Source organism: Nocardiopsis potens DSM 45234 (genome assembly GCF_000341105.1).
Lineage (GTDB): Bacteria > Actinomycetota > Actinomycetes > Streptosporangiales > Streptosporangiaceae > Nocardiopsis_A > Nocardiopsis_A potens.
Window position 1 is genome coordinate 152,112 of sequence record NZ_ANBB01000027.1, and the last position, 21,481, is coordinate 173,592.

General features: G+C 76.4%; 19 protein-coding genes. 12 read left to right on the forward strand and 7 right to left on the reverse strand.

Annotated elements, in window-relative coordinates; translation table 11 throughout:
* Positions 1-8: 8 nt before the first annotated feature.
* From D459_RS31395 to D459_RS31405, 3 genes are read left to right on the forward strand one after another with little or no spacing between them, the layout of a single operon-like run.
* The gene (locus D459_RS31395) at positions 9-1,205 is read left to right on the forward strand and encodes a GNAT family N-acetyltransferase (RefSeq protein ID WP_017593077.1); all 1,197 of its coding nucleotides are present in this window, start codon (positions 9-11) and stop codon (positions 1,203-1,205) included.
* Entirely contained in the window at positions 1,139-1,966 is an 828-nt protein-coding gene (locus D459_RS35840; protein ID WP_017593078.1) for a class I SAM-dependent methyltransferase, read from the forward strand. Before D459_RS31395 ends, D459_RS35840 begins: the two co-directional genes overlap by 67 nt.
* Positions 1,933-2,982: a phosphotransferase enzyme family protein gene (locus D459_RS31405; protein WP_017593079.1), complete on the forward strand. Its 1,050-nt coding sequence runs from the start codon at positions 1,933-1,935 to the stop codon at positions 2,980-2,982. The genes D459_RS35840 and D459_RS31405 overlap by 34 nt, the downstream gene beginning before the upstream one ends.
* Here the strand turns inward: D459_RS31405 and D459_RS33605 are convergent.
* Positions 2,930-3,664, reverse strand: coding sequence for a class I SAM-dependent methyltransferase (locus tag D459_RS33605; protein WP_017593080.1), 735 nt, complete (start codon positions 3,662-3,664; stop codon positions 2,930-2,932). The two genes, D459_RS31405 and D459_RS33605, sit on opposite strands and share 53 nt — an antisense overlap.
* 271 nt (positions 3,665-3,935) lie before the next feature.
* On the opposite strand from D459_RS33605, the gene D459_RS31415 reads away from it, so the two are divergent.
* The 3 genes from D459_RS31415 (at position 3,936) to D459_RS33610 (ending at position 9,436) form a co-directional block, all read left to right on the forward strand.
* On the forward strand, positions 3,936-5,315 hold the full coding sequence (locus D459_RS31415) for a glycosyltransferase family 2 protein (RefSeq protein ID WP_275041852.1): 1,380 nt from the start codon (positions 3,936-3,938) through the stop codon (positions 5,313-5,315).
* A 52-nt stretch (positions 5,316-5,367) separates the two neighbouring features.
* Positions 5,368-6,606 carry a radical SAM protein gene (locus D459_RS0111120; RefSeq protein ID WP_017593082.1) on the forward strand — a complete coding sequence of 413 codons (1,239 nt, stop codon included), beginning with the start codon at positions 5,368-5,370 and terminating at the stop codon, positions 6,604-6,606.
* 91 nt (positions 6,607-6,697) lie between these two features.
* The gene (locus D459_RS33610) at positions 6,698-9,436 is read left to right on the forward strand and encodes a DegT/DnrJ/EryC1/StrS family aminotransferase (RefSeq protein ID WP_017593083.1); all 2,739 of its coding nucleotides are present in this window, start codon (positions 6,698-6,700) and stop codon (positions 9,434-9,436) included.
* Between the two features lie 117 nt (positions 9,437-9,553).
* Here the strand turns inward: D459_RS33610 and D459_RS0111130 are convergent, their stop codons facing one another.
* Positions 9,554-9,982 (reverse strand): hypothetical protein, encoded by a 429-nt coding sequence (locus tag D459_RS0111130; protein WP_017593084.1) that lies wholly within the window; start codon positions 9,980-9,982, stop codon positions 9,554-9,556.
* 79 nt (positions 9,983-10,061) lie between these two features.
* Positions 10,062-11,096, reverse strand: coding sequence for a sugar-binding transcriptional regulator (locus D459_RS0111135; RefSeq protein WP_017593085.1), 1,035 nt, complete (start codon positions 11,094-11,096; stop codon positions 10,062-10,064).
* Positions 11,097-11,316: 220 nt separating this feature from the next.
* Between D459_RS0111135 and D459_RS0111140 the strand changes: the two genes are divergently transcribed.
* From D459_RS0111140 to D459_RS0111160, 5 genes are all read left to right on the forward strand, one after another.
* Entirely contained in the window at positions 11,317-12,321 is a 1,005-nt protein-coding gene (locus D459_RS0111140; RefSeq protein ID WP_017593086.1) for a zinc-dependent alcohol dehydrogenase family protein, read from the forward strand.
* Positions 12,322-12,402: 81 nt separating this feature from the next.
* Positions 12,403-13,728, forward strand: coding sequence for an ABC transporter substrate-binding protein (locus D459_RS0111145; RefSeq protein WP_051065408.1), 1,326 nt, complete (start codon positions 12,403-12,405; stop codon positions 13,726-13,728).
* Positions 13,725-14,690 carry a carbohydrate ABC transporter permease gene (locus D459_RS0111150; RefSeq protein WP_017593088.1) on the forward strand — a complete coding sequence of 322 codons (966 nt, stop codon included), beginning with the start codon at positions 13,725-13,727 and terminating at the stop codon, positions 14,688-14,690. The genes D459_RS0111145 and D459_RS0111150 overlap by 4 nt, the downstream gene beginning before the upstream one ends.
* Positions 14,687-15,583: a carbohydrate ABC transporter permease gene (locus tag D459_RS0111155; RefSeq protein WP_017593089.1), complete on the forward strand. Its 897-nt coding sequence runs from the start codon at positions 14,687-14,689 to the stop codon at positions 15,581-15,583. The genes D459_RS0111150 and D459_RS0111155 overlap by 4 nt, the downstream gene beginning before the upstream one ends.
* Before the next feature lie 219 nt (positions 15,584-15,802).
* Entirely contained in the window at positions 15,803-16,744 is a 942-nt protein-coding gene (locus D459_RS0111160) for a PfkB family carbohydrate kinase (RefSeq protein WP_017593090.1), read from the forward strand.
* 120 nt (positions 16,745-16,864) lie between these two features.
* On the opposite strand, the gene D459_RS0111165 is transcribed toward D459_RS0111160, so the two are convergent.
* Together D459_RS0111165 and D459_RS0111170 are read right to left on the reverse strand one after the other, a co-directional pair.
* Positions 16,865-17,740: an alpha/beta fold hydrolase gene (locus D459_RS0111165; protein ID WP_017593091.1), complete on the reverse strand. Its 876-nt coding sequence runs from the start codon at positions 17,738-17,740 to the stop codon at positions 16,865-16,867.
* 250 nt (positions 17,741-17,990) lie between these two features.
* Positions 17,991-18,830 (reverse strand): alpha/beta fold hydrolase, encoded by an 840-nt coding sequence (locus D459_RS0111170; RefSeq protein ID WP_241484999.1) that lies wholly within the window; start codon positions 18,828-18,830, stop codon positions 17,991-17,993.
* 70 nt (positions 18,831-18,900) lie between these two features.
* On the opposite strand from D459_RS0111170, the gene D459_RS0111175 reads away from it, so the two are divergent.
* Entirely contained in the window at positions 18,901-19,851 is a 951-nt protein-coding gene (locus D459_RS0111175) for a GlxA family transcriptional regulator (RefSeq protein ID WP_206540767.1), read from the forward strand.
* A 24-nt stretch (positions 19,852-19,875) separates the two neighbouring features.
* Here D459_RS0111175 and D459_RS0111180 read toward each other — a convergent pair whose 3' ends face one another.
* The gene (locus D459_RS0111180; RefSeq protein WP_017593094.1) at positions 19,876-20,502 is read right to left on the reverse strand and encodes a hypothetical protein; all 627 of its coding nucleotides are present in this window, start codon (positions 20,500-20,502) and stop codon (positions 19,876-19,878) included.
* A 104-nt stretch (positions 20,503-20,606) separates the two neighbouring features.
* Entirely contained in the window at positions 20,607-21,371 is a 765-nt protein-coding gene (locus D459_RS0111185; protein ID WP_017593095.1) for a pyrroline-5-carboxylate reductase, read from the reverse strand.
* Between the last annotated feature and the right edge of the window lie 110 nt (positions 21,372-21,481).

Sequence of the window (21,481 nt, forward strand, 5' to 3'; positions counted from 1 at the left end):
GGGCGCCCATGGACCCCACCCCGGCCGCGCCCCCCATCCGGGCCGCGTCGAGGAGCGAGGTCCCCCCGTCCGCCTGGGACCGGCTGTGCGGGCCGGGCGACCTGTACTCCACCCACCGGTGGCTGGGCGTGGTGGAGCGGGCCGACGGCCGGGCGACGCGGCTCCTGCTCGCCGAGGACGGCGGCGCGGCCGCCGGGCTGGCGGCGGTCCTCGCCGACGCGCGCACCGAGCGCACCTCGGACCGGGCGGACCGGCTGGTCGCCGAGGCCGACCCGGCCGGCGTCCCCGAGGAGTGGCGCCGCGACCCCGCCTCGCTGCTGCCGGTGCTGGTCTGCGGCGGGCGGCACAACGGCCGCAGCCGGGTGCTGACGGCGGGACGGGGCGCGGACGGCCTGACCGGCGCCCTGGTGGCCCGCGCCGAGCGGGAGGCCGCCGAGGCAGGCGCCGCCTCCGTCTGCTTCCCCTACGTCGACGCCGCCGACACCGCGCTGCGGGAGGTGCTCGCCCGGCGCGGCTACACGGCCTTCCCGGTCGGCCCCGACCACCGGCTGGACGTCGCCCCGGACGGCTTCGAGGGCTACCTGGCCGGCCTGTCCCGGGTCCGGCGCAAGAGCGTGCGGGCCGAGCGGCGCCGGATCGAGCGGGCCGGGGTCGAGGTCCGGGCGGGACCGCTCGCCGGCGCCCCGCTGCAGGTCCTGGCCGAGCTGGAGCGGCTCGGCGAGGAGAAGTACGGCCGCCGCCGCGACCCGGCCCGGGCGGCGGCGCACCTGGGCGAGGTCGCCGAGGCGTTCGGCGACCGGGCGCTGGCGCTCACCGCGCACGCCGGGGGCGCGGTGCGCGGCTTCTCACTGCTGCTGAGCCACCGGGACCGCTGGTACCTGCGCACCTCCGGGTTCGACTACGCGTTCCAGCGGACGCTGCCGCTCTACTTCGAGCTGTACTTCTACCGGCCGGTGGAGCTGGCGGCCGCGCACGGGGCGGGCGCCATCGTCTACGAGCTCGGCTCGGACGAGGCCAAGCGCTCCCGCGGCTGCCGGGCGTTCCCGCAGTACTGCCACGTGCTGGAGACCCGCCCCCGGAGCGGGGCGGGAGAAGGGCGCGGCGCCCGCCGCGCACCGGCCGCCGAAGAGGAGGGTCCGTGGACGCGGAGGAGATCGACCGGGGCATCGCCGCCTTCCCCTACTGGCACTACGAGTTCGACCTGAACGGCCGCCGCACCCCGGTGTGGCGGGACGGGCACGGCAACCGGCACCGGCAGCGGCGGCGGTACCTCCTCGACCCGCTGGTGGAGTGGGCGGGCGGGTCGCTGCGCGGAAGGCGCCTCCTGGACCTGGGGTGCAACTCCGGGTTCTGGTCGCTGAGCGCGGTCGAGGCCGGGTGCGACTTCGTGCTCGGCGTGGACGGGCGCGCCTCCCACGTCGAGCAGGCCCGGTTCGTCTTCCGGGCCCGCGGGGTGCCGCCCGAGCGGTACCGGTTCCGCCGCGCCGACGTCGAGCGCTACGATCCGGCCGAGGACGGCCCCTTCGACGTGGTGCTCCTCCTGGGCCTGCTCTACCACCTGGCCCGGCCGGTGGAGGTGCTGGAGCGGATCGCCGCGCTGGAGCCCGAGGCGATCGTGATCGACACCGCGCTCTCCCGCGCCCCCGGGGCCTTCCTGGAGCTGCACCGCGAGTCGCCGGAGGTGCCGCACAACGCGCTGCGGGACTCCCTGGTGCTGGTCCCCACCGCGCAGGCGGTGCTGGAGCTGGCGGCGCTGGCCGGCTACCAGGCCCGGATGCTCGCCCCGGACTTCACCGACCACACCGGGGCGGAGGACTACCGCACCGGGGCGCGCCGGGCGTTCCTGGCGCTGCGGGACCCGGCGGGCTTCGGGCCGCCGTTCCGGTTCGAGGAGGCCGCCGGCCCGGCGGCCCGGTGGGAGGAGGAGCAGGGATGGGAGGGGGGAGCGGCCCGGTCGCCCGGCTGACGCCGGACCCGGGGACGGCCCGGGAGATCTGCCGGCGCTACGGCCTGCCGGAGCGCGGGGCCGCGCTGCACCCGGTGGCGCGCGGCGCCAACGGGCGGGTCTGGCGGCTGGAGTCGCCCGGCGGCCGCTACGCGGTCAAAGAGCTGTTCTGGACCGACGAGGTCGGCGAGGAGGAGGCGGCCCGCGCCGCCGCCTACCGCGATGCCGCCGCCCGGGAGGGGGTGCGCGCCCCGCGCGACGTGCCCGGCGCCGACGGCCGCTACCTGGCGCTGCTGGCGCCGGAGCACGGCGGGGCGCTGGTGCGGCTGTGCACCTGGGCCGAGGGGGTCCGGCTGCGCGGGACCGGGGGAGGTGCGGCGGCCTGGCTGGGCCGGGCCCTGGCGGCGCTGCACCGGGTGGGCGCGCCGCCCGCCGGCCCGGAGGGGGCGTGGTTCACCGAGGTGCCCGGGGAGGAGCGCTGGGCGGAGCTGGTCGAGGAGGGGCGGCGCACCGGCGCGGCCTGGGCGCCCGCCCTGGCCGGGGCGGTGCCGCTGATCCGCGAGCTGTCCCGGTGGGCCGCCCCGGCCGCCGGACCGCTGATCACCTCGCACCGCGACGTCAAACCGGACAACGTGCTCCGCGCCGGGGACGGCGGGCACGTGCTGCTGGACTGGGACGCGACCGGGACGGTCAGCGCCCGCCGGGAGCTGGCCACCGCGCTGATGGACTGGCACCACGGCGCCGGCGGCCTGGACGAGGGCGGCGTGCGCGCCACGCTGGCGGCCTACCGCGCGGCGGGGGGACCGGCGTCCGTCGGGGCGCCGGAGGACTTCGGCATGCACCTGGCGGCGCTGCTCAACTACGTCCACGTGCAGGCGCTGGGCGAGCGCGACCCGGGCCTGCCGGACGACGAGCGCCGCTACGCGCTGTCCCAGGTGGAGCGGTCCCTGCCCCGGCTGCCGGAGCCCGCGGTGCTGGAGCGCGTCATGGAACTGGCCCGGGGCCGGCCGCCCGGTCCGGACCCCACTCGCCGTTGAGCTCGGGTCCACCGACCGATCGAGGGCCGGTCGATGGGTCCGAGACCGATGAAGAGGCGGCGGCGGGGGCGCCCGGCCAGGTGTACAGGTGCAGCGCCTCGGCGACGGCGGTGCGCCGGAAACCGAGCCGCACCAGGCCGAATCCGTGCACCGGGTATTCGTAGGCGATGCGCATTTCCCGGGGCCTCCGGTCCAGGCTTTCCCGGATCCGCGCGAACACCTCCTCCATCTCCGGCCCTTCGATCGGGTTGTACAGATAAACGGCGGTCACCTCGGCCGGAACGGGGGTCCGGGCCGCGTCCGCGCAGAAAAGCCGGATGTCCGGGCAGCGCAGCCGGGGGCGCGCCGCGGAGAGGTTCGCCAGCGCTCCGACGTGCAGTCCCGGATCCTTTTCGAAACCGATGGCGGCGCTCATCCGGCCCCGGCGGGCCAACGCGAACACCGCGCGGCCCAGGCCCGATCCGATGTCGAGGACGGTGTCGCCGGGGCCCGGCCGCAGCGCGGCGGCGGCGCGGCGCAGCCGGTCCGGGGCGGCCGGCTCGTACCGGTCGGCGTCGCAGGCCAGGGCGGCGGCGTCCCGGGCGGACGTGCGCACCCCCAGGGCGCGGTCGAAGCGCCGCCCGGCGATGCGCTCCCGGAGCGGCCGCAGCGCGGCGGCGCCGCGGTCGGCGAAGGAAGCCATGGATCCCCCTTACCGCTCCGGTCGGTACCCGCGGCGGCGGCCGGCCATGCCCGGGATTTCGATTCCGCGCGGATTCGCCCCCGGTGCCGGCGTCGAATGAATAACAGGGGCACCACTGGCGGCATTATCCGACATATTCCATTGTTCGCCGCAAGTGCCGTGAATCCGCTCCCGGGTTTCTTGTCAGCCCGGACTTTCCGGGTTATGTTCGTGCTCCACCCCGTCGGCCGCAATGGCGTATGAACTCGACCCCTCAGGTGAACGGGTTTTCATGGGCGATCCAGAAGTGACAGTCGTCATTCCTGTGCACGACATGCGCACCCAGTTGCGCAACACATTGCGCGGGCTGCGCTCCCAGACGGTCCCAGCGGACCGGTTCGAGGTGATCGTGGTCGACGACGCCTCCGCCGACGGGACGCTCGACCCCGGCGAACCCGGCCCCGGGGCGCACTGGGAGGTCGTCCGGACCGACCCCGGCCGCGGCGCCGCCGCGGCGCGCAACACCGGCGCCGCCCGCGCCCGCGGTGCGGTCCTGGTGTTCCTGGACGCCGACTGCCTGCCCCACCCCGACATGCTCGCCCGGCACCGCGCGGCCCAGACCGGGGAGGGCGTCGCGGCCACCGGCTACACCTACGCCCGCGAGCTCACCCCCGAGCAGTGGGACCTCCTCTACGGCACCGACTGGGACTTCGGCGACCCCGCCGCGGTGTTCTCCCGGGCCGAGCGCGAGCCCCGGCTGCACGACGCCCGCGCCGACCTGCTCACCCGCCCCTTCGACTGCTCCTGGGCCTACTTCTGGTCCTCGGTGGTGAGCCTGCGCCGCGCCGACTTCGAGCGGGTCGGCGGGTTCTGCGAGGAGTTCCCGGGCAAGGGCGTGGAGGACATGGAGATGGGCTACCGGCTGCGCCGGGCCGGGATCCCCACGGTGCTCCTCGGCGACGCGCTCGCCTTCCACCAGCCGCACGCCCGCGACCGCCGCGCCGACCTGGTCCGCGACCGGTGCAACGACTTCCTGATGCTCCGCCTCCACCCCGGCATGGAGGTGGAGGCGGTCTGCGCGTTCGGCGCGCCCGGGGCCCGGGCGCTGGAGCCCGCGCTGCGCTCGTTCGCCGAGCGGCTCGACCCCGCCTCGGTGGACACCGCCCGCCTCGGCGAGCTGCCCCGGGCGGTGAAGGCGCTGGACGCCCCTGACGGCACCCTGCTGCTCGGCGACGACGCCGGCTGGCCGGAGCGGGCGCCCCGCCCGGCCCGGACGGTCTCCCCCGCGCGCCGGGGCGGGGACCGGCTGCTCGGCGCGCGGCTGCCCTTCGCCACCGGCGCCTTCGGAGCCGCTGTGGTCACCGACTACTGGCGGACGCTGCCCGAGCCCACCCTGTGCCGGGTGCTGGACGAGGCCGCCCGGTGCGCCCGGCGGCTGATCCTGTTGGACGGCGCCGCGACCCGCCCGCCGATCGGGCCCGACCCGGCCCTGTCCGCCGCCCTGGAGCACGGCGACCGCCCCTGGTGGGAGTTCTCCTTCCCGCTCCGCCGCGAGCTGCACCAGTTCCGCCTCACCGAGCTGGACTCCGCCCCGGGAGGGCCGCGCGCCCTGGAGGTGGAGCCGCTGCCCTGGAGCACCGGGTCCTTCTCCGGTGTGCTCGACGCGGTCTGAGCCGGCGGCCCGGCCGCAGCCCCCTGCCCGACACCGAAGAAGGGAGCCCGCCATGCCGACCGGGCGAGGCGCCGAGCGGCGCGGTGCGGATCCGCGCTCCGCCAACCGGGAACTGAACATCCGCGAGTTCGAGTCGGGGGCGACCGCGCTGGAGAGCCTGCCGCGGGTGCTCTTCGTCGAGCTCACCGAGAACTGCAACCTGTCCTGCCCGATGTGCCGCGCCTCCGGCCCGTTCGACCGGTCCAAGAACATGGACCCGCGGCTCTTCGAACGGGTCGCCGGCGAGCTGTTCCCCACCGCCGAGATCGTGGACCTGCGCGGCTGGGGGGAGAGCACCGTGCTCAAGGACTTCCCCGAGCGGGTCGCCCGGACCATCGAGTACGGCTGCAGGGTCCGCCTGGTCACCAATCTGACCGTGCCCAACGAGGAGCTGTGGCGCACCCTGGTGCGCAACGACGCGCTGATCCTGGTCTCCTTCGACGCCGCCCGCTCGCGCACCTTCGCCGAGCTGCGCCGCGGCGCCCGGCTGCCGGTGATCATGCGCAACCTGGAGATCCTGGTGGACGAGGGCCGCCGCAGCGGTGTCGGCACGGACGGGGTGCAGCTCAACGTCGTGGTGCAGGCCGCCGCGATCCCGGAGATCCCCGCCATCGTGCACACCGCCGCCGACGTCGGCCTGACCCGGATCAGGCTCAACCCGGTCACCGTCCCCGAGGACTCCCCGGAGCACCTGTCCCGGCACACCGCGGCGCTGGCCGACGCCCTGGAGGAGGCCGCCGGGGCGGCCCGGGAGCGCGGGGTGGCGGTGCAGCTCGGCGCGGCCCTGGACGAGTCGTGGGCGCTGCCCGAGCACACCGGCAAGACCTGCGTCCACCCGTGGATGTACTGCTACGTCAACCACCGCGGGCAGATCGGCTTCTGCGACCACCTGATCGGCGAGCCCGACAGCCGCTACCTCCTCGGCGACCTCGCCGAGTCCTCCTTCGCCGACATCTGGAACGGCCCGGAGTACCGCAGGCTGCGCGCCGAGCACACCCGCTGGCAGGAGGGCATCTCGCCGCGGTTCGAGGAGTGCGACTGGTGCTACCGGAACCGCTACGTGGACATGGAGGAGCAGAGCTACCCGCCCTACGCCGAGCACATGGTGAACCTCACCGGCCGCCCGCGGTGCCCGGTGGGGGCCGCGCCGCCCCCGCCTCCGCCGCCGGGCGGGGGCGGGCCGGCCCCGGAGGGGCGCCCGCTCCTCCCGCTCCTCGGCGCCCCCGGCCCGGCCGGAGGGACGTGCGGGTGAGGCGGAACGGCCCCGCCCCCCGGCGCCCGCCCGCCCCGCGCCCCCCGCGCCCCCGCCCCCCGCGCGGCCGGTCCTCCCCGGAAGGAGTCCGATGAGCCTGGCAGACGACCCCCGCCGCTGGCCCCGGTGGCCCGAGTTGGGGCCCGGCGCCCACCAGCACCTCTCCGCGGCGCTGCTCGGCGGCCGCCTCGCGTGCAGCGGGGCCCGGTCCCCGTGGCCGTCCCGCGGGGCGGAGGCGGCGCGCGCCCTGGCCGAGGCGTCGGGGCGCCGCAGCGCCGTGCTCACCGCCAACGGGTCCGGCGCGATCGTGGTCGCCCTGCAGGCGCTGGGCATCGGCCCGGGGGACACCGTGGCGATGCCCGCCACCACCTGGGTGGGGTGCGCCACCGCCGTGCTGCGCACCGGGGCCGCGCCGGTCTTCTTCGACGCGTCCCCCGACTCCCCGTGCCGGGGCGCCGAGCATCTGCCCGAGGCCCCGTCGGCGGTGCTCGCGGTGCACCTCTACGCCCAGCACGCCGACATCGCCGCAGTGCGCGCCGCCCTGCCCGGCGTCCCGATCGTCGAGGACGCCTCGCACGCCCAGCTGGCCCGGTCCGCCGGCGGCGCACCGATCGGCTCGCTGGGCGAGGTCAGCGTGATGAGCTTCCAGGAGACCAAGGTCCTCACCTGCGGCGAAGGCAGAGCGGCACTGACCTGCGACGATGACCTGGTGGCCCGGCTGGCGGCGCTCACCGCCGACTCCCGCCGCCCGGCGTCCCGCCCGGGGGAGGCGGACCGCACCGCCCTGGAGGCGTCCCCGGCCCCGGTGCACGGCGCCAACCACGCCCTGGCGGAGACCGGCGCGGCCCTCCTGCTGGACCAGCTCGAACGCTTCCCCGGCCAGGCCGCCGCGCGGAGCGTCGGCGCCGCCGCGTTCCTGGCGGAGCTGGCCGCCGGCCGGGAGTCCGGACGGGAGGCCGGCTGGGAGCCGCTGGCCGACGCCGCCGCCCTGGCCTCCGGCGCCTTCTACGGCCTGCTGCTGCGCCCGACCGGCCCCGCCCCGCCGCCGCGCGAGCTGATCGCCCGGGTGCGCCGGGAGGCCGGGGTCACCCTGGAGGAGGTCTACCCGCCGGTCCCGGAGGGTCCGCTGTACCGGCCGGAGACCGTCCCCGGCTACGCGGCGGCGCTGTCCGGGCGGCCCCGGCCCCCGCTCCCGGAGTCCCGCCGGCTGCACGAGACCGCCATCGTCGTGCCGCACCACGCCTTCCTGGCCGGCGCGGACGCGCTGCGCGGGCTCGCCGCCGCCCTGCGCGGCGCCGTCTCCGACCCGTCCGGACCGGCCCGGACGGCCCGCCCGGCCCGCCCGCTGCCGGGCCCGGCGCCCCGCCCGGTGGTCGACGTGGTCACCCTCACCCGGGGCCGCCGCCCGGAAGGGCTGGCCCGGGCCCTGAACAGCGCCGCCGCCCAGCGGACCGGCGCGGAGGTCCGGCTCACCGTGTGGATCGACGCCCACCTCGGTGCCCCCGCGGCGCTGCCCGGCGGCCTGCCGCCGGGGGTGCGCGCGGTGAGCGTCGGCGGCGACGGCTTCCTCCCCGAGGCGGCGGTGGAGCGGGTGGGCGCGCTGCGGCGGATGGCCGTGCAGGCCGCCGACGGGGACCTGATCGCCTTCCTGGACGACGACAACGAGTGGGAGCCCGACCACCTGGAATCCCTGCTGGAGGCGGTGGCCCCGGGTTTGCCCGCCGCGCACTCCTGGCGCCGCCTGGTCGGCCCGGGCGGCGGCCCCCACCCGGCGGACCGCTTCCCCTGGCTGCCGCCGGGGCCCGCGGGCGGCGCGCCGGCTGGCCGAGCTGGCCCGGCACGGGGTGATGGCGCCGGGCGACCCCGTGGTGCGCGACCGGCTCAGCTGGCCCCCGGGCGGGGCGGGGGACGGCATGGTCGACATGGGGGAGTGGCTGTTCCGCCGCGAGCTCGCCCGGATCCTGGAGTTCCGCAGGGAGCGCAGCGCCCGGGAGGTCGCCGACCGGCTCGGCGAGGACGACATCGTCCGCGAGCAGCTGGTCCGGCTGCGGGTGCCGGTCGGCTGCACCGGGCGGCCCACCCTGCGCTACCGGCTCGGCGGGATGTCGACGCCGGAGTACGCCGGCACCGCCCCGGCCGGGGTGCCGCGGTGACGGCGGCGCCGGAGGGCGGGACCGCCCGGACGGTCCGGACGCTGCTCTTCGACCGGTCGCCGTACGAGGGCCTCCCGGCCGGGGAGATCGGCTACGACCCCTCCGGCTGGGACTACGACCACCCGGTGTTCCGCGAGGAGATCACCCGGCTGCGCCCCTCCCTGATCGTGGAGGTCGGCACCTGGAAGGGCGCCTCGGCGCTGCACATGGCCGGCGTCGTCCGGGACCTGGGACTGGACTGCGAGATCGTGTGCGTGGACACCTTCCTGGGCAGCAGGGAGCACTGGCTGACCCCGGAGTGGAAGGCGGAGATGCACCTGAGCTTCGGCCGCCCCGGCCTCTACCCGCAGTTCCTCGCCAACGTGGTGCACGACGGCCTCACCGGCGTCATCACCCCGTTCCCCGCGACCAGCGCCACCGCCGCCGCGGTCCTGGGGCACCACGGCGTCCGCTGCGACCTGGTCTACATCGACGCCGGCCACGACCTCCCCGACGTCGCCCGCGACCTCGACCTGTACTGGCCCCTGCTGCGCCCGGGCGGCACGATGATCGGCGACGACTTCATCGCCCGCTTCCCCGGCGTGGTGCAGGCCGTCCGGGACTTCGCCGGGGCCCGCTCGCTGCCGCTCGACGTCCGGGAGGAGAAGTGGGTCCTGCGCAGGCCACCGGCCGGTTGAGGCCCGAGCCCCCGGCCGGCGGGGGCAGAGGGGCCCGGCGCCGCGGGGGAGCGGGCCTCAACCGGCCGGTGCGGCGCGCCTGCGGGCGCGGGCACGCGTCCCGGCGCCGCCCCGCCGTCAGCCCGCCCGGCCGGGAGAGACCAGGGCGCCGTCCTTGAAGGCGACGACGGTGGGGAGGAGGTCGTACTCCTCCCGGAAGGACCCGGCGTGGCCGTCTTCGGCGTAGGGGGCGATCAGGTCGAGGAAGAGGGAGAGCTGCCCAAGCTCGTCGTCGAGCCAGTAGCCGCGGGCGTGCAGGCCCCAGGAGTTCACGTCCGCCCCGGAGGGGGCGGTCCAGCGGTACTGCAGGCGGAGTTCGGCGACGTCCCCGCCGGGCAGCGGGCTCTCCGGGTCGAGCAGGAACGCGGCATGGGCGTGCTCCTCGGGGTCGAGCCCGGGCGGGCGCTCCTCGGCCAGGCCGATGTGCCAGCGCACCGCGTCCAGCACCTCGGGCGGGGTGTCCTCCCGCAGGAAGCAGGCGACGACGACTTCGTAGTGCAGGCTCATGTGCGGCTCCCGTGGCGGTCGGATGCTGCCGGGACGGTACCGCCGCCCGCCGACACGCCCGCGGCCGGCCCGGCGGCGTTCAGCCCTCCGCGCCGTCCCCCCGCTCCTCCGGGGACCCTGCGACCGGATCCGCGGCCGGGTCGCCGAGCAGGACGCGGGCGGTGAAGCCGTCGGTGACCAGGGTGGAGGGGATGCCGCTGCGCAGTGCGGCGCCGATCGCGCGGGCCTTGGCCCCGTCGCCGGCGCCGGCCACCGCGACCACCTCGGGAACCGCGCGCAGCCGGTCCACGGCGATGCCGAGCACCCGGTCGTCCACCTCGCAGCCGACCGGGTTCCCGTCGCCGTCGAAGAGCCGGCCGGAGATCTCGGCGCGCACGCCCAGCTCGGCGCAGCGCTCCCGCGACGCCGGGTCCAGCGCCTGGTAGACGGTGGAGTTCCGCTCGTCCCAGCCGCCGACCGCGACGACCGCCGTGGTCAGCCGGTCGTGCAGGGCGAACGCCGCGGCGATCCCGGGGTCGGCGCGCAGCGTCGCCGCGGTCGCCGCGTCCGGCAGGATCAGCGGCGCGTAGATCGGGTGCGCCGGGCCGCCGGACAGCGCCGCCGCGCGGCGCACCGTCTCCACCGACCCGCCCGACTCGGCGTACTCGCTGAGCACCCCGTTGAGCTGCACGGTGGTGCACCGCGGCAGCCGGGTGAGCTTGGCGCCCATCACCTGCAGGGCGCGGCTCCACGCCAGCCCCAGCACCTCGCCGGGGCGGACGATCTCGGCCAGCAGGTCGGCCGCCGCCGCGCCCAGGTCGGAGCGGGTCTGCAGCGGGTCCGCCGAGGCGTCCACGACGATGGCGCGGCGCAGCCCGTAGTGCTCGCGGAGCCGCTCGGACAGCTCGGCGTCGAGCCGGGCCGGCAGCCGGATCTCGATGTGCACGATCCCGCTGCTGCGCGCCGCCTCCAGGTCGCGGGCGACCTTGAACCGGCTCAGCCCGAACTCCTCGGCGATCTCCACCTTGGACCGGCCGTCCAGGTAGAACCGGCGCGCGATGGCGGCGATCCGGACCAGCTCGGCCGGGCCCCCGGCGAAGGCCGGGGCCTGCGTCTCACCTCGTTGCTCGCTCATATGAGCGCAACTCTACTCGATTGTGACGCAACCATTGACATCCGGTTTCCGGCGGGTCTTCAATGAGCGACGACAAATGTGATCCAGCTCGCTCATCTGAGCGAGGGGTGGCGCGGGCCCGTCCTCCGCACCGCCCGCCCGGGCGCCCGGCGGAGCCGGCCGGGCGCCCACGGCCCGGACCCGGGCGGTACCCAGCCGAAACACCGAAGGAGCCAGCCCCGTGCGAGCGGCCATCATCACCGAGCCCGGATCGATCACCGTCGGGGAGCGGCCCGATCCGGCCCCCGCCGCGGACGGCGTGGTCGTCCGCGTCGGCGCCTGCGGGATCTGCGGCACCGACCTGCACATCGCCGACGGAGAGTTCCCGCCCAGCCCCTACCCGCTGGTCCCCGGGCACGAGTTCGCCGGCGAGGTGGTCGCGGTCGGCGAGCGGGCCCCCGGCGGGCTGCGCCCCGGCGACCGGGTCGCCGTCGACCCCTCGCTCTACTGCGGCCACTGCTCCTACTGCCGGGCCGGCCGGGGCAACCTCTGCGCCAACTGGGGCGCGATCGGCGACACCGTCGACGGCGCGTTCGCCGAGTACGTCGCGGTGCCCGCGGTCAACTGCCACCGCATGCCCGACGGCATGACCATGCGCCAGGGCGCCCTGGTCGAACCGCTCTCCTGCGCGGTGCACGGCGTCCGCCGGATCGGCGTGCAGGCCGGCGAGCGGTTCCTCGTCGTCGGCGCGGGCACCATGGGCCTGCTCCTGCAGCAGCTGCTGCAGCGCTCCGGGGCCCGGGTCACCGTGGTCGACCGCAACACCGACCGGCTGGCCGTCGCCGCCGGGCTGGGCGCCGACGCCACCGCCGCCGGCACCGCGGAGCTGGACGGCGAGGCCTTCGACGCCGCGATCGACGTCACCGGCGCCCCGGCCGCCATCGAGGCCGCCTTCGGCGCGCTCCGCCGCGGCGGCCGGCTGCTCGTTTTCGGGGTCGCCGCCGACGACGCCCGCGTCTCGCTGTCGCCGTTCCGGATCTACAACGACGAGATCACCGTGGTCGGGTCGATGGCGGTGCTGAACAGCTTCGGCGCCGCCCTCGACCTGATCGCCGCCGGGGCGGTGCAGACCGCGCCGCTGCTCACCCACGCCCCGGCGCTGGAGGAGTTCCCCGACGCACTGAAGATGATGCGCTCCGGCACCGGGGTCAAGGTCCAGGTGGTGCCGGACGGCGCCGCGATCTGAGCCCGCCCCGGACAACCCCCCCACCAGGAGAAAGGCACCACCGTGCGAACGACCCTGCGCACCGCCCGGACGGCCGCCTCGATGGCCGCCGCGGGGGCGCTGCTCGCCGGATGCGCCGGGGCGGGCGCCGTCGCCGCGGACGGCGACGGCGTCCGGCTCGTCATCGCGATCGTGTCCAACCCGCAGATGCAGGACGCGATCTCCCTGGAATCCCGGTTCCGCGAGGAGAACCCCGGCATCGAGGTCGACTTCGTCTCGCTGCCGGAGAACGAGGCCCGCGCCAAGATCACCACCTCGGTGGCGACCGGCGGCGGCGAGTTCGACGCCGTCATGATCAGCAACTACGAGACCCGGCAGTGGGCCGAGTACGGCTGGCTGGAGAACCTCCAGCCCTACATCGACGCCTCCGAGGGCTACGACGACGAGGACTTCATCCCCTCCATCCGGGACGACCTCTCCCACGAGGGCGACATGTACTCGGTCCCGTTCTACGGCGAGTCCTCCTTCCTCGCCTACCGCACGGACCTGTTCGAGAAGGCCGGCGTGGAGATGCCGGAGAACCCCACCTGGGACGAGGTCGCCGCGCTCGCCGAGGAGCTGGACGGCGTCGAACCCGGGGTCTCCGGCATCTGCATGCGCGGCCTGGCCGGCTGGGGCGAGATGCTCAGCCCGTTCAACTCCATGCTCAACACCTTCGGCGGCCGCTGGTACGACGAGGACTGGAACGCCGAACTGGACTCCCCGGAGTTCCGCCGCACCGCCGAGTTCTACGTCGACCTGGTCCGCGAGCACGGCCAGCCCGGCGCCGCCAACAGCGGCTTCGGCGACTGCCTGAACCGCTACGCCCAGGGGCGGGCGGCCATGTTCTACGACTCCACCTCCATGGTCAGCACCATCGAAGACGAGGACGCCGGCACCGTCGCCGGGCGCAACGGCTACGCCCCCGCCCCGGTCGCCGAGAGCGACTACGGCGGCTGGCTCTACACCTGGTCGCTGGGGATCCCCGCCACCTCCGAGCACAAGGAGGAGGCGTGGCGGTTCCTGGAGTGGATGACCGACGAGGACTACATCCGGCTGGTCGCCGACGAGTACGGCTGGCAGCGGGTGCCCCCGGGCAACCGGCTCTCCACCTTCGAGGTCCCCGAGTACCAGGAGGCCGCCGGGGCCTACGCCGACACCATGCTGGACGGCATCGAGCGCGCCGACCCGGCCGACCCCGGCCTGCGCCCGGTGCCCTACGAGGGCGTCGGATTCCTCGCCATCCCCGAGTTCCAGGACCTGGGAACCCGGGTCAGCCAGCAGCTCAGCGCCGCGATCGCCGGGCAGATCAGCGTCGAGGAGGCGCTGGCCCAGAGCCAGGAGTACGCGCAGTCGGTGGGCGACACCTACAAGGAGGACGGCCGATGAGCGCGGCGACCGCGCCGGCGCGGCGCACCGCGGCGGAGCCCGGCGGCGGGCCCGCCGGGAGGAGGGGCGCCCGGGCGGCGGAGCGCGCCGACGGCTGGAGGCGCCGCGCGCCCCTGCTGCCCGCCCTGGTCTTCACCCTGGCCGTCACCCAGCTGCCGTTCCTGGCCACGGTGGTCTACTCGCTGCGCTCCTGGAACCTGCTCCGCCCCGACTCCCAGGCCTGGGTCGGCCTGGCCAACTACGCGGCGGTCCTCACCGACTCCCAGTTCCTCGGCGCGGCGCTGAACACCATCGCGGTCACCGCCTCCTGCGTGGTGGCCTCGATGCTGCTCGGCATCGGCCTGGCGCTGCTGCTGGACCGGAGATTCGCCGGCCGCGGGGTGGTGCGCACCCTCATCATCACCCCGTTCCTGATCCTGCCGGTGGCCACCGCGCTGCTGTGGAAGCACATCATGCTGGAGCCGGTGTTCGGCCTGGTGAACTTCGTGCTCTCGCCGTTCGGCGCGGGCGACGTCGACTGGGCCTCGCAGTACCCGGTGCTGTCCGTGGTGGTCGCCCTGGTCTGGCAGTGGACCCCGTTCATGATGCTGCTGGTCCTGGCCGGGCTGCAGAGCCAGGGCGGCGACGTGCTGGAGGCCGGCCAGGTCGACGGGGCGTCGCGGTGGCAGATGTTCGTCTGGATCACCCTGCCGCACCTGCGCCGCTACATCGAACTGGGCGTGCTGCTCGGCTCGATCTACGTGGTCAACACCTTCGACACGATCTACATGCTCACCCAGGGCGGCCCCGGCACCGCCAGCTCCAACCTGCCCTTCTACATCTACCAGCGCACGTTCCTCGGGTTCGACATCGGCCAGTCGGCCGCGATGGGCGTGGTGGTGGTCGCCGGCACCATCATCGTCGCCACCCTGGCGCTGCGGCTGATCTTCCGGACCTTCATGAGCGCCCAGGAGGCCAAATGACGGCGCACGCCCCCGAGCGCCCCGCCGCAGGCGGGTCCGCCCCGACCGCCCCGGCCCCGGGCCGGGCCCCGCGCCGCCGCCGCTCCGGTGCGGGGGGCGCCGCGCTGACGGTGCTCACCTGGGCCATCGGCCTGGCGTTCGTCTCCCCGGCGCTGTGGCTGCTGCTCACCGCGTTCAAGCAGGAGAACCAGGCCGCCACCGACCCGCCCACGCTGCTCTTCCAGCCCACCCTGGACCGGTTCTCCGCGGTGCTGGGCGCCGACTTCCTGCCCTACCTGGGCAACTCGCTGACCGCCACCGTGGCCTCCACGGTGCTGGTGCTGCTGCTCGGCCTGCCCGCCGCCTACGCCCTGTCGGTGGAACCGGTCAAGCGCACCCAGGACGTGCTGTTCTTCTTCATCTCCACCAAGATGCTGCCGGTGGTGGCGGTGGTGGTGCCGATCTACGTCGCCGCCGCCGAGCTGTCGGTGCTGGACAACGTGTGGACCCTGGTGGTGCTCTACACCGCGATGAACCTGCCGATCGCGGTGTGGATGCTCCGCTCGTTCTTCCTGGAGGTCCCGGTCGCCATCGTGGAGGCGGCCCGGGTGGAGGGCGCCGGGCTGCCCCGGATCCTGTGGTCGGTGATGCTGCCGATCATGGCGCCCGGCATCGCCGCGACCGCCCTGATCTGCATGATCTTCTCCTGGAACGAGTTCTTCTTCGCGGTGAACCTGACCGCCTCCCAGGCCGCCACCGTCCCGGTCTTCCTGACCGGGTTCATCACCAGCGAGGGGCTGTTCGTCGCCCAGCTGTCGGCCGCCGCCGTGATGGCGTCGCTGCCCATCGTCGTGGTCGGCTGGATCGCCCAGCGGCAGCTGGTGCGCGGCCTGTCCATGGGCGCGGTGAAATGACGGCAGGGCGCGCCGGCGCCCCGGCGCGCCCGCCGACCCCCGCCCCGACCCCGCGGGGAACCGCCGGCCCGCCCGCCGCCGGGCGGGCCGGCGGCCGGAACGGGGCCACCGCCGGCGCCCGGCCCGCCTCCCCGCGACGGTTTAGGGTCGGACCGGTGGAACCACGAGGCCCCGCCCCGGGCGGGCGGGGCCGCAGGCCGCGAGGAGTCACGGAGTCACATGGTCATCGTCTGCGGTGAGGCCCTGGTCGACATGATCCCGGGAGAGCGGCCCGGGGACTGGCGGGCGCTGCCCGGCGGGGGAGCCGCCAACGCGGCGGTCGCCCTCAACCGGCTCGGCACCGCCGCGCCGCTGCTCTGCCGGCTCTCCGGCGACCACTTCGGCCGGATGCTCCGCGCCCACCTCCGGGACAACGGCGTCGACCTGGGCCTGGCGGTGGACGCCGCCGAGCCGTCCACGCTCGCCTTCGTCTCCTTCGACGGCGCCGGGTCCGCCGAGTACTCCTTCTACCTGGAGGGCACCGCCGACTGGCAGTGGTCCCCCGAGGAGCTGCCCGCCGACACCGCCGGCGCCTGCGTGCACGCCGGCACCCTCGCCGCGGTGCTGGAGCCCGGCGCCGCGGTGCTCCGCTCCTGGCTCCAGGGGCGCCGCGCGGAGACCGCGGTCTGCTACGACGTCAACGTCCGCCCCTCGGTCCTGCCCGACCGGGAGGCCTACCGCGCCTCGGCGCGGGCCTGGTGCGACGTCGCGCACATCCTCAAGGCCAGCGCGGACGACCTGGCCTGGCTCTACCCCGAGTGGGACCCGGTGGACGCCGCCCGCGCCCTCCAGGACGAGCACGGCCTCGACCTGGCGGTGGTCACCCTCGGCGCCGAAGGCGCGGTCGCCCTGCTGCCCGGCGAACCGCCGCTGCGCGCGCACGCCCCCGCCGTGCAGGTGGTGGACACCGTCGGCGCCGGCGACGCGTTCATCGGCGCGGTCCTGGCCGACCTGGACGCCAAGGGCCTGCTGGCCGGCCCCGCCGCCCTCGCCGGCCTGGACGCCGGCACGGTGGCCGACACCCTGGAGTTCGCCGCGGCCGCCGCCGCCCTGGCCTGCACCCGCCCCGGCGCCGCCCCGCCCACCCGGGACGAGGTCGACCGGCTCCGCAAGGGCGACTGACCGGGCGCGGCCTCCGCCTCCGGGGCGGTGCCGGCGGCGCCGACGGCGCGGAGCACGCCCGGGCGCCCGCGGCGCCGGAACCGGAGGGGCCGGAGGGCGCGGAGGGGAGGGGCGGCGGGCTCAGCCGAGCAGCGGGAGCAGCCGCCGCGCGAAGTCGCCCGGGATTTCGACGGCGGCGAGGTGGCCGCCGGGGAACTCGGCGAAGGCGCAGCCCAGGCGGTCGGCGAGGGCCCGCGCGGGGCCGTACAGCGGCACCTGGGACCGGGAGTCCCGGCCGGCGGCCAGGGCCAGCCGGCCGGCGTTCGCCGCCAAGACATCCAGGTCGGGCAGCGAGGAGGAGAAGGGGACCAGCATCCGCCCGAGGAAGACGCCGGTGTTCTCCCGCATCCGGGCGGCCGCCTCCCGGATCTCCGGCGGGAGGCCGGCCGCCGGCGGCTCCTCCTCCTCGGGGACGCGCCCGCCGCCGTGGCCGCCGCGCCCACCATCGAGCCCGGCGCTGAACCGGGCCATCGCCGCGTCCGCCCCGTCGGCCCGGAACACGTCCCGGACCTCGGCGAAGAGGCGCCGGTGCGGTTCGGGGTCGGGGAGGAGGCGGAGCAGCGGCGGCTCATGCGCGACCACCCTGCGGACCAGGCCGGGGCGGCGGGAGAGCAGGTGCAGGGCGACGATCGCCCCGGAGCTGTTGCCCACCACCCGGGCCGGCTCGCCGGGGGAGAACCGCTCGATCAGCAGGCCGACGTCGTCGGCCCAGACCTCGGGCCGCTGGTCGCCCCCGGGCCCGCGGACCGGGCTGCGGGTGAAGCCGCGAGGGTCGAAGGTGAGGACCGTGTAGGAGTCCGCCAGGTGCGGGAGCAGCCCGGCGTACATGCCCGCGTCGCCGGCCCCTCCCGGCACCAGGACGAGGAGCGGCCCGCGCCCCCGCACCTCGTAGTGGAGGTCGGCCCCCGGCACCGGGAGGGTACCCGTCCCGGGCGCCGAGGTCGTTCCGGTGGCCATGTCGTCCGTCCTTCCTCCTGCGGCCCCGCCCGGCGGGGGAGCCCGATCTCTCTGCCTAGGACATCTAGGAAATAACTTAGAGAGGCGAGGAAAGGGTGTCAAAGGGGAATCGGGGCACGCGTCCGCCCGGGATCGGAAAGGGCCCGGGCCTCCGCCTCCGAGGGGCCGCGGCCGGAGGGGAGAGCGGGACGGCGGCCGCTCAGTTCTGCGCCGCCGGGCGCGGGCGCGTCCGCGCCCGGCCGCTCCGCCCCTACCCGGTGAAGAAGTCGGCGAGCACGCGGGCGACCAGGTCGGGGGCGTTCTCCATCGGGATGTGCGCCGCCCCGGGGACGCGCACCAGGTCGGTGCGGGGGATCTCCGCGGCGAACCTCTCGGCGTACTCCACCTTCTGGAAGCCGTCGTCCTCGCCCCAGACGAGCAGCTTGGGCGCGGCCGAGCGCCGCAGCGCGGGGACCAGGTCCAGGGTGTGCCGGCTGTCGGCCGCGCCCGCCAGGGCCATCCAGGAGCGGCGCACCCGCGGGTCGTTCCACGGGTCCAGGTACTCGGCGATCAGCCGCTCGGTCGCGGCGCCGCCCAGTGCCGCCGTCACGGCCTTCCTGCGGGCGGCGAGGAACTCCTCGGCGGTGATCGACGCGGCGGCCCCGGGGTCCCGGAACCGGGCCACGCCCGGCACCGGCCAGGAGTCGTAGGTGACGGAGTTGACCAGGGCCAGCCGGGACACCTCCAGCGGGCCGCGGGCGAGGAGGTACTGGGCGACGGCGCCGCCGATGTCGTGGCCGGCCACCGCCACGGGCCCGGACAGGCCCAGCTCGGCGGCGAACCGGGCCACCCAGCCCGCGAGGGCCGGGACATCGGCCGCCTCCCGGGCGAGCTCCCCGCCCGAGCGCCCCAGCCCGGGCAGGTCGACCGCGACGGGCCGCAGCCCCGCCTGCGCGAGGCCGCCCATGACCGGGGCCCACACCCGGCTCCAGTAGGTCCCGTGCAGCAGCAGCACGGCCGGGCCCTCCCGCCCGGCGACCAGGTGGCTGGCCTCCTCGTCGCCGACCCGGACCGAGGCCCTCGACACGGCCGTCTCAGTGGTTTCGCTCATGGGACCACTGTGGCCGCGGCCGCCCTCCCGGCACAGAGTCTGGAAAGACACCTGTGGGTACATTGTGGCCATGAGTCTTCACCGTGTGGTGGCCCTGGTCAGCCCGCCCCAGCCGTCCTTCGAGCTCGCCTGCGCCGCCGAGGTCTTCGGCGCCGACCTGCCGGACGCCCCGGCCGGATACGAGTTCTCGGTCTGCGCCGAGCGCCCCGGGCCCCTGCCCACCACCGCCGGCTTCACGATGCTCGCCGAGGCGGGGCCGGAGGCGCTGCGGGAGGCCGACACCGTGGTCGTCCCCGGCCGGCGGCCGCCCGGCGCGCCGGTGCCGCCGGCCGTGACCGGGGCGCTGCGGGCCGCCCACCGGCGCGGGGCCAGGATCGTCGCCATCTGCACCGGCGCGTTCGTCCTCGCCCAGGCCGGGCTGCTCGACGGCCGCCGCGCCACGACCCACTGGCGCCGCACAGCCCAGCTCGCCGCCGCCTTCCCCGAGGTGCGGGTGGACCCGGACGTCCTCTACGTGGACCACGGCGACGTGGCCACCAGCGCCGGATCCGGCGCCGGCATCGACCTCTGCCTGCACCTGGTGCGCTCCGACCACGGCGCGGCCTACGCCGCCCGGGTCGCCCGCAACATGGTGCTGCCGCCGCACCGGGAGGGCAGCCAGCTCCAGTACGCGGCGCCGCCCGCCCCGGCCAGGGCGGACGAGTCGCTGGCGCCCCTGCTGGAGTGGGCCGAGGCCCGCCTGGGCGCCCCGCTGACCCTCGCCCGGCTGGCCGAGCGCGCCGGGGTGTCCGGCCGGACCCTCAGCCGGCGGTTCACCGAGCAGCTCGGCACCAGCCCGGGGCAGTGGCTGCTCGCCCGGCGGCTGGAGGCGGCGCGGATCCTGCTGGAGCAGACCGACCTCCCGGTCGAGACCGTCGCCGCCCGGGTCGGCCTGGCCTCCGCGGTCAACCTGCGCCGCCGCTTCCGGACCCATCTGGGCACCACGCCCGGCGCCTACCGGCGGCTCTTCGGCGAGACCTGACGGGGGCGGCCGCGGGCCGCCGGCTCACCCCCGGCCCGGGCTCCGGCGGCCCGCCCGCCGGACGGCGATCCCGGCACCCACCGCGCTGCCCACCGCCAGGGCACCGAAGAGCAGCAGCCACCACACGCCGGCGACATGGCCGGCGGCGGCGATCAGGGCGCCGGCGCCGAGCACGCCGCCGATGCCGGCGCCCTTGAGCGAACCGGACCCGGAGCGCCCGCGGGACTTCGCCTTCGCGCGCGGGGAGAACGACGGGGCCGCCCAGAAGGCGGCGCAGGAGACCGCGAGCAGGGCGGTGCCGGCGTCGCGCCACCCGTCGCCGCCCCCGGCGATCCCGTACCCCAGCACGCCGATGCCGGCGACGAGGACCGCGCCGAACGGGGTCGCCCCCCACCCGGCCATGACGTACAGGCCGGCGCACGCGGCGATCAGCAGGCCCAGGCCGATCAGGCCCAGCATCACGCCCAGCGCGACCGGGAGCATGTACTCCGACGGGTAGACCTCGGCCGCGCCCGGCAGGGCGGCGGCGAAGCCGAGCACCGGGCCCGCGAGGACGAACCCCAGGCAGATCCAGGTCAGCCTCTTCTGGAACCTCTCGCCGTCCGCGGGCCGCCGCCCGCGCTCCGCCTCGGGGGACGCCCCGGATGCCATCGTGCTCCTCCGTCGAAGACCGGTCGCCGCGCCCGGTGCCGCGGCGCTCCGGGCACGTTACCCGCGGACCCGACCGGGGAGCGAGGCGGCCTGCGCTCCACCGCCTACCGGAGGTGCTCCAGGAGCCCGTCGAGCGCTCTGGTCAGCGCCTCGGAGTTGGCCGCGTCGAACCAGGTGGTGCGGATGCGCTCGTTGCTCCCGCCGCGCGTCTCGTGGTCGCCGGCGAGCTGCTGCAGGGAGCGCGTCCCGTCCCCCAGGGCGCGCCCGACCCCCTGGAAGAGGCCGCGCACGTAGCGGTCCGCCTCCTCGGCGGGGACGCCCTGGGCGGCGGCCCACTCGGTGAGCACGGCCAGGTACCGGTAGTGGCTGCTCAGCGTGCCGGTCAGGGTGGAGAAGACGCTGAAGGCCGCCTCGTCGGCGACCGGGAGCGCCCCGCCGAGGCGGTCGAAGAGCGCATCGGTCACCGGGTGGGAGGGGTGGACGACGGTGACCGCCCGGCGCTCGCGCACGGCGGGCATCGGGATGGTGCGCACCACGGGGGCGCCGGTGCCGAGCATCCGGCGCAGCTCGCCGATGCCGATGCCGGCGATGGCGCTGACCACGACCCGGTCGCCGTCGACCCGGAGCCCGGCCAGGGCTTCGGCGGCGTCCTGCGGGCGGACGGCGAGGATCAGCACGTCGGAGCGGTCCGCCACGTCCTGGTTGTCGGCGCGTACCTCCGCGTTCGGGTACCGCCGGGCCAGCTCGGCGGCGGTGGCGGCGCCCCGCGGCGAGAGGTGGATCCGAGGGGGCTCCGCGACCCCGCCGCTCAGCCCCTCCACGATGGCCCGGGCGATCTCGCCCACGCCGATGATCCCGATGTGCTCCACTGCGTCTCCTCACCGTCGTCGTGCCGGCGGCCGGCGCTGCGGTGCGCGGCCGCCGCGTGAACAGGGGGCGGGCGGGGCCGAGGGCCCGCCGGTCCTGCCGGTCCCGCCCC

Excerpts from the sequence above, each read along its gene's own strand:
- D459_RS0111135 (WP_017593085.1), bottom strand. The coding sequence starts at position 11,096 with ATGAGCGAGCAACGAGGTGAGACGCAGGCCCCGGCCTTCGCCGGGGGC.
- D459_RS33610 (WP_017593083.1), top strand. The coding sequence starts at position 6,698 with ATGAGCCTGGCAGACGACCCCCGCCGCTGGCCCCGGTGGCCCGAGTTG.
- D459_RS33605 (WP_017593080.1), bottom strand. The coding sequence starts at position 3,664 with ATGGCTTCCTTCGCCGACCGCGGCGCCGCCGCGCTGCGGCCGCTCCGG.
- D459_RS31395 (WP_017593077.1), top strand. The coding sequence starts at position 9 with ATGGACCCCACCCCGGCCGCGCCCCCCATCCGGGCCGCGTCGAGGAGC.
- D459_RS0111165 (WP_017593091.1), bottom strand. The coding sequence starts at position 17,740 with ATGGCCACCGGAACGACCTCGGCGCCCGGGACGGGTACCCTCCCGGTG.
- D459_RS31405 (WP_017593079.1), top strand. The coding sequence starts at position 1,933 with ATGGGAGGGGGGAGCGGCCCGGTCGCCCGGCTGACGCCGGACCCGGGG.
- D459_RS31415 (WP_275041852.1), top strand. The coding sequence starts at position 3,936 with ATGGGCGATCCAGAAGTGACAGTCGTCATTCCTGTGCACGACATGCGC.
- D459_RS0111150 (WP_017593088.1), top strand. The coding sequence starts at position 13,725 with ATGAGCGCGGCGACCGCGCCGGCGCGGCGCACCGCGGCGGAGCCCGGC.
- D459_RS0111170 (WP_241484999.1), bottom strand. The coding sequence starts at position 18,830 with ATGAGCGAAACCACTGAGACGGCCGTGTCGAGGGCCTCGGTCCGGGTC.
- D459_RS0111160 (WP_017593090.1), top strand. The coding sequence starts at position 15,803 with ATGGTCATCGTCTGCGGTGAGGCCCTGGTCGACATGATCCCGGGAGAG.
- D459_RS0111180 (WP_017593094.1), bottom strand. The coding sequence starts at position 20,502 with ATGGCATCCGGGGCGTCCCCCGAGGCGGAGCGCGGGCGGCGGCCCGCG.
- D459_RS0111145 (WP_051065408.1), top strand. The coding sequence starts at position 12,403 with ATGGCCGCCGCGGGGGCGCTGCTCGCCGGATGCGCCGGGGCGGGCGCC.
- D459_RS0111130 (WP_017593084.1), bottom strand. The coding sequence starts at position 9,982 with ATGAGCCTGCACTACGAAGTCGTCGTCGCCTGCTTCCTGCGGGAGGAC.
- D459_RS0111120 (WP_017593082.1), top strand. The coding sequence starts at position 5,368 with ATGCCGACCGGGCGAGGCGCCGAGCGGCGCGGTGCGGATCCGCGCTCC.
- D459_RS0111155 (WP_017593089.1), top strand. The coding sequence starts at position 14,687 with ATGACGGCGCACGCCCCCGAGCGCCCCGCCGCAGGCGGGTCCGCCCCG.
- D459_RS0111175 (WP_206540767.1), top strand. The coding sequence starts at position 18,901 with ATGAGTCTTCACCGTGTGGTGGCCCTGGTCAGCCCGCCCCAGCCGTCC.